Below are 8,716 nucleotides of genomic sequence, written 5' to 3'. Positions count from 1 at the left end.
GTTACCAACAAGGCGTCATGAGCGCAGCTTTCCACGATGTGTGAAAAAGAAACCATCTAAATATCCCTATAAAAAAAAGCCAGTCAGTGTTAACTGACTGGCATTAGGCAGTGGCGCTATTGTTAATATTTCATCAGCCTCGTCTATTTTACCTAACAATGGCACAGGTGCGTATGCTGCAAGTAAATATGCAGTAAGAGGGTTAACTCGCACCGCAGCGCTTGAGCTAGGCCCGTTTGGTATACGTGTAAATAGTGTGCATCCTGGTGCTGTAAATACCCCCATGACTAACCCACAGGGGCTAAGTAGCGAAGAGCTGAACCCACACTATAAATTTATTCCACAGCAACGTGGTTGTCAGCCTGAAGAAGTAGCCAATATGGTTAACTTTTTAGTCTCGGATCAGGCATCTTACTGTAATGGCACCGAAATGGTGGTAGATGGCGGCCTAACGGCTGGTCAATATTATTATGGTGTACCTGGCGCGCCAGCACAGTAATAGCGACCTTCAACGCGCATTAAGGCTCTCAGTGCATGAACAAAAAAACCAGCCAGCAGTGAATAACTGTTGGCTGGTTTTTTATGTTTAACTCAAGATGAGTTTTAAGGCGCTAAAGCTGCAAACCGCGCTTGATGGTAATCGGCATCACCAAGGCACATTTGTGCTACGCGAATGCGCTTTAGGTAAAGACCAATGTCTAGCTCATCAGTAACCCCAATGCCGCCATGCATTTGCACCGCTTCACCGCTGATTAAATCGGCTACTTTTGATAGTTTCCATTTAGCTAAACTAGCGCTTGAGGCTAAATTTGCGTCAGCCTTATCTGCATCCGAAAGTGCGGCTATAACACAAGATTGAGCTAATTCTAATTCTACATAACAGCGTGCCGCACGATGTTGTAATGCCTGAAAAGTACCAATTTTTACACCAAATTGTTCACGTACCTTTAAGTATTCTATAGTCATATCAAACAGCGCTTTAATAGCACCAAGCATTTCAGCACTTAAACATAAACGACCTAAATCGAGTGCTTGTTGCAGTGCTTTTAAGCTATTGCCAGCATCGCCTAATAAGGCTTCTGCGGGTAGTTTTAAGTCATTAAAAGTAAGCTCGGCGTAATTGCGTGCATCGATAAGGTTAAGGCGCTTAACCTTTACTTGCTCACTAAATGGCACAATAAACATACTACAGCCAGCGTTATGCTGCGCCGCAACTATCCAACCATCGGGGCTGACACCATCAATAACCATGGTTTTTTTACCATTTAACACAAAGCCATCTACCGCTGTTGTTGCCGTTGTTTGCATGCTGTCGGGATCGTGTCTTGCGTGTTCGTCAATTGCTAAGGCTAAGCGTTTTTCACCACTTATTATTGCTGTTAACCAGGTTTGTTGCTCTGCGTTGGCAAGTTGTTGTAATAACGAACCACACAGGGTTACTGACGATAACATTGGCGAAGCACTCAGGTGTTTACCCATAGCTTCAAATATTGCGCCCATTCCTTTATAACCAAAATCTAGGCCACCCAGATCTTCGGGAAAAGTAATTGCTCCCCAACCAAGTTCCAGCATTTGTTGCCAAATTTTTTCATCAAAATTAACTGCGGTTGGCTTATCGCGTAATGCGCGCTGCGCTGCGACAGGGCTTTGCGCACTTAAAAACTCTTCGGCTGTATCTGCCAACATGCGATCGTCTTCGCTATATACCATACTCATCAGCTTACTCCTTTATTTTCAGGTAACTGCAATACACGCTTTGCTATCACGTTCAGCTGAACTTCTGACGAGCCGCCAGCTATGGTTTGCGAAAAACTATTTAGCCAAGCGCGAGTAACGGCTTGCTCTTGCTCGCTAAAGCTATCATCTTCCCAACCTAAACCGCGGTAACCCATCGCATCGAGTAATAATTCAAATTTAATTTTTTCTTGTTCGGTATGCACTAACTTCATAATCGACATTAAACCAAAACAGCTTTGCCCCGCTTGCATTTCTGCACCTAAGCGTTGCACCGTTAAGTTATATGCCTGCTCTTCCATATTGGCTGCAACCGCCTTATTTACAAGCGCGGCTTCACTAGCGCTGTGCGGCGCAGGCATGTAATCGCTCATTAGTGACATTAAGTCAAAGTGCGTGGGTAATTGAAACTCACCAAACTTAGACATTGCACTGCGTTCGTGTTGCAGCAATTCTTTAGCTAATTTCCAGCCGCCATTAAGCTCACCTATAAGGTTTTCTTTAGGCACGGCTACATTATCGAAAAACACTTCACAAAAAGAAGATTTACCGCTAATTAAATCAATAGGCTTAGCTTGCACACCTTGGCTGTGCATATCGAGGAGTAATAAACTTATGCCTTGGTGTTTAGGGGCTTTAGCATCGGTGCGTACTAATGCGTACATCCAATCGGATTTGTCACCATAAGAAGTCCAAATTTTACTACCATTAACTAAGTAATGATCGCCTTGATCAACCGCGCTGGTGCGAATACTGGCCAAGTCAGATCCGGCATTTGGCTCACTAAATCCTTGGCACCAACGCACTTCACCGCGGGTCATTGGTGTTAAAAACTGTTGTTTTTGCAGCTCAGTTCCGTGCTCTAACAGCACAGGACCTAACATCCAAATACCTAAATTAATTTGTGGCGGACGACACTTTAAGCGGCGCATTTCACTTTCTAAAACGCTGTTTTGTTGCGCGGTTAAACCACCACCACCGTACTGCGTTGGCCAACTAGGGCAAAACCAATGTTTATCGCGCATAGTTTCAAACCACTGGCGTTGATCATCAAAAGTGAAGTTAACTTCACTCCCGCCCCAAATGAGCTCGCCATCAGGCGTTGGTGTGCGCAGCGACATAGGGCAATTTGCCTCTAGCCAAGTGCGGACCTGCTGGCGAAATTCAGTTAACTCATTCATGCTGTTATCTCCTATTAGCGTACTGCACGTGGCATACCAATACCAAATTGGGCTATTAGTTCTCGTTGTAACTCATTCGTGCCACCACCAAAGGTTAAGGTAACCGAGGCACGCACTTCGTATTCCAGCTCACCCATTAAAAATGACGCGGCAGAATCATCACGAACCATGCCATTCATTCCCACAATATCAATCAGCTTACGCAGTATTTCAATTGAGCATTCTGAGCCATATACTTTAGTGATTGACGCCAGAGCAATATCCATATGGCCTTTTTCTAAATCGGCGGCGATGCGAAAGTTAATTAAGCGCATGGCTTCTAACTTAGCGTAACATTCAGCTAACGCTGCGCGCACCCACGGATTATTAGCAGCAGACTTGCCTTGCTCATCCGCGGTGTTAGCCCACAAATACACTCGGCGAAATAAGCCAACCAATTTATCTGACCACGAACCTAAACCTAAACGTTCATGGTTAAGTTGCGAAGTAATTAAACGCCAACCACCATTTAATTCACCCACCAGCATTTCTTGAGGTACTTTTACGTTGTCGTAATAAGTAGCCGCAGTTGGGTTTGAACACGTTGGAATAACTGTGCTGCTAAAGCCATCACTTTGGGTATCTAAAATCATAATAGAAATCCCCTTGTGACGCGCCAGCTCTTGATCGGTACGTGCTGCTAACCAAATATAGTCGGCCGACTCAGCGCCAGAGGTCCATAGCTTATTGCCATTAACAATAAAATTGTCGCCCTCTAAGCTAGCTTTAGTTTTTAAAGTGGCTAGATCAGAGCCCGCATTTGGCTCTGAATAACCAATGGCAAAATGAATTTCGCCATTGGCAATACCCGGTAAAAACTTTTCTTTTTGTAACTCAGTACCGTATTCCATTAACGCAGGACCTACAGTGCTAATAGTAACAAATGGTAGGGGCGCGCCTGCAATATTGGCTTCTTCAAAAAAGATTAACTGTTCGGTGGCTTGATAACCTTGGCCACCGTGCTCTTTTGGCCAACCAACAGCTAACCAGCCGTCTTTACCCATTTGACGTACAACCTTACGGAAGTCTTCGCCGCCTTCACTGCCTCTTAGCTTTTGACGCAGTTCGGGAGTCATTAATTGAGAAAAATAATCACGTACTTCTAGGCGTAACGCCCTTTGTTCTGGTGTTAAATCAATGAACATTTTGCACTCCTACTCTGCGCCTAAAATTAAGCCGCTGGTTGGTACACCAGTGCCCGCTGTAACGAGTACATTTTCAACATTATCAACTTGGTTTACTGCTGTACCACGCACTTGTCGTACTGCTTCGGCCACGCCATTCATACCATGGATATAGGCTTCACCTAATTGTCCTCCATGGGTATTAATAGGTAACTTACCACCACGCTGATGATGACCTGCGCGAATAAACTCCTTTGCTTTACCACGTTCTACAAACCCAAACTCTTCAAGTTGTGGCAATACAAAAGGGGTAAAGTGATCGTAAATAATCGCAGTTTGAAAATCATCTGGCCCTAGGCCTGATTGTGCATAAAGCTCTTTTGCTACTATGCCCATTTCGGGTAAACCGGTAATGTCGTCGCGATAATACGAGGTCATACTTTGCTGGCCTTCGGCAATACCTTGCGAACCAGCTTTAATTACTACAGGTTTATTTTTTAGCGTTTTTGCACGCTCAACACTGGTAATAATCATTGCTACCGCACCATCAGATTCTTGACAACAATCAAGTAAATGTAGCGGCTCACAAATCCACTTAGACGCTTGGTGATCGGCCAAAGTAATTGGTTTTTCGTAAAAGAATGCCGCAGGGTTAGTTGCTGCAAAGTCACGTGCGGCAACCGCAACAAGACCAAAATCTTCTGATGTAGCGCCATACTCATGCATATAACGCTGTGCAAACATACCCACCCAACTTGCAGGAGTATGAAAACCATGAGGCATGTAATAACCGTAATTCACATTTTCAAAAATAGGGGTTGATGAAAAACCATAATCGCCAGTACCAAAACGATACCAAGAACGCTCGTTCATCGCCCGATATACCACTACGGTTTTAGCCACGCCACTGGCCACAGCCATTGCTGCATGCACTATAGGTGCACATGCTGCGCCGCCGCCATGAGGTATTTGTGAAAAAAACTTAACTTCTTTACAACCGAGTAAACGCGCAATTTCGTACTCTGGTACTTTATCAACTGAATAACTACTAAAGCCATCCACTTCACTGGGATCAATTCCCGCATCTTTTAAAGCTGCTAATGTTGCCTCCATGGCTAAACGTAATTCAGTACGCCCTGAATTTTTAGAAAACTCTGTGGCACCCAGACCTACAATGGCAGCTTTACCACTAATTGACTCACTCATCTTGTCTCTCCTAAATTTTATGGCAATACCAATTGCACGGTACCTGTAACATGCATGCCGTATTTATTTTTGCCGGCTAAACCTACATCCACAGTGCGGGTTGTGGCATCGGTTGCGGTTACTTCGCCCATAAAGGTCATAACATCGCCAGGGTAATTAGGCATACCTAATTTAATATCAATATTTTTTAAACGACTTTGTGGGCCGCTCCAGCCTTCTACATAGCTTTGCACTAAGCCATTAGTGGTTAAAATATTCATAAAAATATGCGGTGAGCCCAGCGCAATAGCGGCATCTTTATCGTGATGGCCTGGAAAAAAATCACGCGTTGCTAAAGCTCCATTAGAGATAAGTGCCACGGTAATTGGAATCGCTTTTTCAGGTAGCTTGTCACCTACGTTTATGTCGTTAAATTGCATTGTTTTCATCAAGGTCATATTTCCACCCCAGCTTATTATTTTCGGTTAAGGCATCGCCAAGTTTTGCCAATAATGCGGGACTCCCGCCTAAATTTAGGCTAATAGCCCGGCTCCAATAGAGGTATCGGTAGATAACGTAACTAACATCCACACCAAAACCGCCATGCACATGTTGCGCTTTGTGGCCAATAGAATGACCCGCTTCGCAGGCGTGCCACGCTGTTGCTAACGCTTCGTGATCGCAGCCTAAGTTGTTATCAAGGCGATAACACAACTGCCATACATTGCTGCGTAATGCCTCAAGGGCAATTTTGGTATCGGCCATGGTCATTTGTACTGCTTGAAAGGTGCCTATAGCGCGACCAAACTGTTGGCGTTCACTAATATATTCAACGGTTTTTTTAATTTGCGCTTCACTAACACCTAACTGTAACGATGCTAAAGAGGCGAATATTCTTGGCACTAACCAGTCATTAGCTTTGCTATCGAGTAACGCCGCATTACTTACAAGCAGGTTATTTAGTTGTAAGTCTGCAACTTCTTCGCCTTGGGTCATCTGTCCTTTAACTAAGGTTAAACCTGGCGCTGTTGTTGCCACTAGTGCCCAGCGTGTTTGCTCATCAAGGGTCAGTGGCAGTACAACAAAGTCAGCGAGCCCTGCAACTGCAACCGACTGCACTAAGCCATTAATGCTTAAGCCGTCATCCGTTTTTTCTACGTTGAGCGTCGCTTCACTGTGGGTATTTACTAAGTTAAATGCCAGCGTTAATAGGTTTGTGCCTTCAGCCGCTGCTTGTGCAGCAGTTTGTAGTTCTGTACCCGCAAACTTTGCAATAGCAGTGGCCACCAGCTGATGACGCCATAAAGGAACTTGCCCTAACGCCCCGCCTTGCGCCTGTAATACTAAGCTCAGCTCGGTCATACCCAAGTCAATGCCACCAGTTGCTTCGGGAATAATTACCCCGTGCAGCCCGGTTTCTATACACGAGTTCCATAACTGCGTCATGGTGCCTTGGCCAGCTTCGTCATAGTCACGAAGAAAGTCATCGGTACAGGTATCGGTAAATAAGCTATTGGCCATTTCTGCAATGGCTGATTGCTCTTCGCTTAAGTTAAAATCCATTACGACTCCTTAGTTGGAACAAGTCTAAATTGTGGCAAGGTCAGCTCACCATCAAATGTGTGATATTCGACTTGCACTTTTTGGCCAATTTTAGGGGCTACACCTTCTTCAACTTCGATTAAGCCTGCTGGAATACGTACGCCTTCCTCAAGCTCAATCAAACCAATAGGATTTGGGCTATCAAATGGGGCTACATGTGGATAGTGCATTATCACAAATGAATACAGTTCCCCCTTACCACTAGCTACTTGGTAATCAAGTTCAAACGAATGGCAATGCATGCAAACAGGTGCTGGTGGGTGTTGTAATTTATCACAGCTTATACAGTGTTGAATGCGCAGCTCTTGCTCGCCAAACCCTTCCCAAAAGAAGCGGTTATCGTCGCTGATCCCAGGCTTAGGACGTTTTCTGGCCGGAGCCTCTTTAGCGGGTGCTGTTTGCTCAGGTTTGTGCGCAGGTTTAAACTTAATGACTCTAAACATCATGTCGCCCACTTTTTCGTCGGCTTCACCATTGGTTTTTTCTGAGAAATAAGTCATTTTTAGCGTGACAAAAAAGCCGGTGCCTAGTGCGGTGGTTTTTTCTTCACTGATGCTATCGAGTACTGTGGTGTAATAAAGCTTTTCACCCATAGTAATGTAGCGATCAAACGTTAGGTTAGAATTAACGGCCACTACCGCTGGGTAGCCATTTTTTTCAAGTATTTCGAGCACGCCATACGGGTTTTCGGTAGTTGAACCTGGTGCTAAAATTTTGTCACCAAAGCCTGCTAAACACCAACTTTGTAGCATCGCTGGTGGTGCTACTAGTTGCCCATACTCGGTTGTTGCCGCGTAGTCTGCATCGGTGTAAAGTGGGTTTTCTACCCCCATAATTTCACACCACTGACGTACCATAGCTTCATTAACCTTGTCCCACGCATAGATACGACCATATTGTCGCCCTATCATCGCTTCTATTTCTGCAAACCATTCATATTTAGCCAATGTTCGTCTCCTGCATTTATCAAGATAAATTCTAAAAATTAAAATTAAAATTATTAATTATTTAGTTAGTTTCGCTAGCACTAAGAAAAGCGGGCATTTCACCGCCGCCATTTAGCAGTAAATTACAGCCACTTGCATAACTTGCTTCTGCTGAAGCTAAAAACAAACAAGCGTTAGCAATATCATCTGGTTGCGCCATACGCCCTGCTGGAATTGTTGCGCTTACTGCGGCAATTCCTGCCTCGTCACCGTAATGTAGGTGTGAGTTTTCGGTATGGACTAATCCTGGGCTTACCGCCACAACACGCACTTTAGGTGCCCACTCTACTGCAAGTGATTTTACTAAAGATAAAATACCCGCTTTAGCAGCGCCATAAGCCGCCGTACCTGGTGAAGCACGCATGGCACTAATACTGCCTATAAAAATAATGCAGCCACTGTTATTTGCTTGCATAATTTCGTTTGCTTGCTGTGCTACGTTTAACGGTGCAATTAAATTAAGCTTAAGAATAGCCTCATGAAAACGAGGAGATGCTTTGTCTGCCAAAGCAAACGGACTGCCACCGGCATTATTAATGAGTACATCAAGCGTGCCATATTCTTTTACTATGGTGCTAAACATGGCCGCGGTGCTATCAATGTCTTTCACATCTGCTTGAATAAAGTGTGCCTGACGAGTTTTTCCATCAAGGATTACCTGTGGTAGCTGCTCTACTTGTTGACGACCACACACGACTACTTTAGCGCCTGCCGACAAGAAACCTTGTGCTATACCAAGGCCAATGCCTTTAGTACCGCCGGTTATGAGTACCACTTTATCTTTATAGTTTTTACTCGCATGCATAATTAAGCCTTGTCATAAAATAATTCCATAAAAACAGTGTACAGGCAGTATTAGATAAGC

9 protein-coding genes are annotated in these 8,716 nt (G+C 44.5%); 1 reads left to right on the top strand and 8 read right to left on the bottom strand.

Annotation, left to right across the window (positions count from 1 at the left end):
* Positions 1–97: 97 nt before the first annotated feature.
* Positions 98–499 carry an SDR family oxidoreductase gene (locus J5X91_RS13195; protein ID WP_244363861.1) on the top strand — a complete coding sequence of 134 codons (402 nt, stop codon included), beginning with the start codon at positions 98–100 and terminating at the stop codon, positions 497–499.
* Positions 500–603: 104 nt separating this feature from the next.
* Here J5X91_RS13195 and J5X91_RS13190 read toward each other — a convergent pair whose 3' ends face one another.
* The 8 genes from J5X91_RS13190 to J5X91_RS13155 all read right to left on the bottom strand — a co-directional run bounded on the left by J5X91_RS13190 (position 604) and on the right by J5X91_RS13155 (position 8,656).
* Positions 604–1,716: an acyl-CoA dehydrogenase family protein gene (locus J5X91_RS13190; protein WP_208834991.1), complete on the bottom strand. Its 1,113-nt coding sequence runs from the start codon at positions 1,714–1,716 to the stop codon at positions 604–606.
* Positions 1,716–2,915: an acyl-CoA dehydrogenase family protein gene (locus J5X91_RS13185; RefSeq protein ID WP_208834990.1), complete on the bottom strand. Its 1,200-nt coding sequence runs from the start codon at positions 2,913–2,915 to the stop codon at positions 1,716–1,718. Before J5X91_RS13185 ends, J5X91_RS13190 begins: the two co-directional genes overlap by 1 nt.
* A gap of 14 nt (positions 2,916–2,929) precedes the next feature.
* Entirely contained in the window at positions 2,930–4,099 is a 1,170-nt protein-coding gene (locus J5X91_RS13180; protein ID WP_208834989.1) for an acyl-CoA dehydrogenase family protein, read from the bottom strand.
* 9 nt (positions 4,100–4,108) lie between these two features.
* On the bottom strand, positions 4,109–5,284 hold the full coding sequence (locus J5X91_RS13175; protein WP_011327580.1) for a lipid-transfer protein: 1,176 nt from the start codon (positions 5,282–5,284) through the stop codon (positions 4,109–4,111).
* A 17-nt stretch (positions 5,285–5,301) separates the two neighbouring features.
* A complete protein-coding gene (locus tag J5X91_RS13170) occupies positions 5,302–5,721 on the bottom strand; it encodes a MaoC family dehydratase (RefSeq protein WP_011327579.1) in 420 nt (139 codons plus the stop codon).
* Positions 5,693–6,826, bottom strand: coding sequence for an acyl-CoA dehydrogenase family protein (locus J5X91_RS13165; protein WP_208834988.1), 1,134 nt, complete (start codon positions 6,824–6,826; stop codon positions 5,693–5,695). Before J5X91_RS13165 ends, J5X91_RS13170 begins: the two co-directional genes overlap by 29 nt.
* A complete protein-coding gene (locus tag J5X91_RS13160) occupies positions 6,826–7,812 on the bottom strand; it encodes an OB-fold domain-containing protein (protein ID WP_208834987.1) in 987 nt (328 codons plus the stop codon). Before J5X91_RS13160 ends, J5X91_RS13165 begins: the two co-directional genes overlap by 1 nt.
* Positions 7,813–7,873: 61 nt before the next feature.
* The gene (locus tag J5X91_RS13155) at positions 7,874–8,656 is read right to left on the bottom strand and encodes an SDR family oxidoreductase (protein ID WP_208834986.1); all 783 of its coding nucleotides are present in this window, start codon (positions 8,654–8,656) and stop codon (positions 7,874–7,876) included.
* Between the last annotated feature and the right edge of the window lie 60 nt (positions 8,657–8,716).

The sequence above is a fragment of the Pseudoalteromonas sp. K222D genome, from assembly GCF_017653575.1.
Taxonomy (GTDB): Bacteria; Pseudomonadota; Gammaproteobacteria; order Enterobacterales; family Alteromonadaceae; genus Pseudoalteromonas; species Pseudoalteromonas nigrifaciens.
Note: the sequence above shows the minus strand (reverse complement) of the source record. Positions and strands in the feature narration are given on the sequence as shown.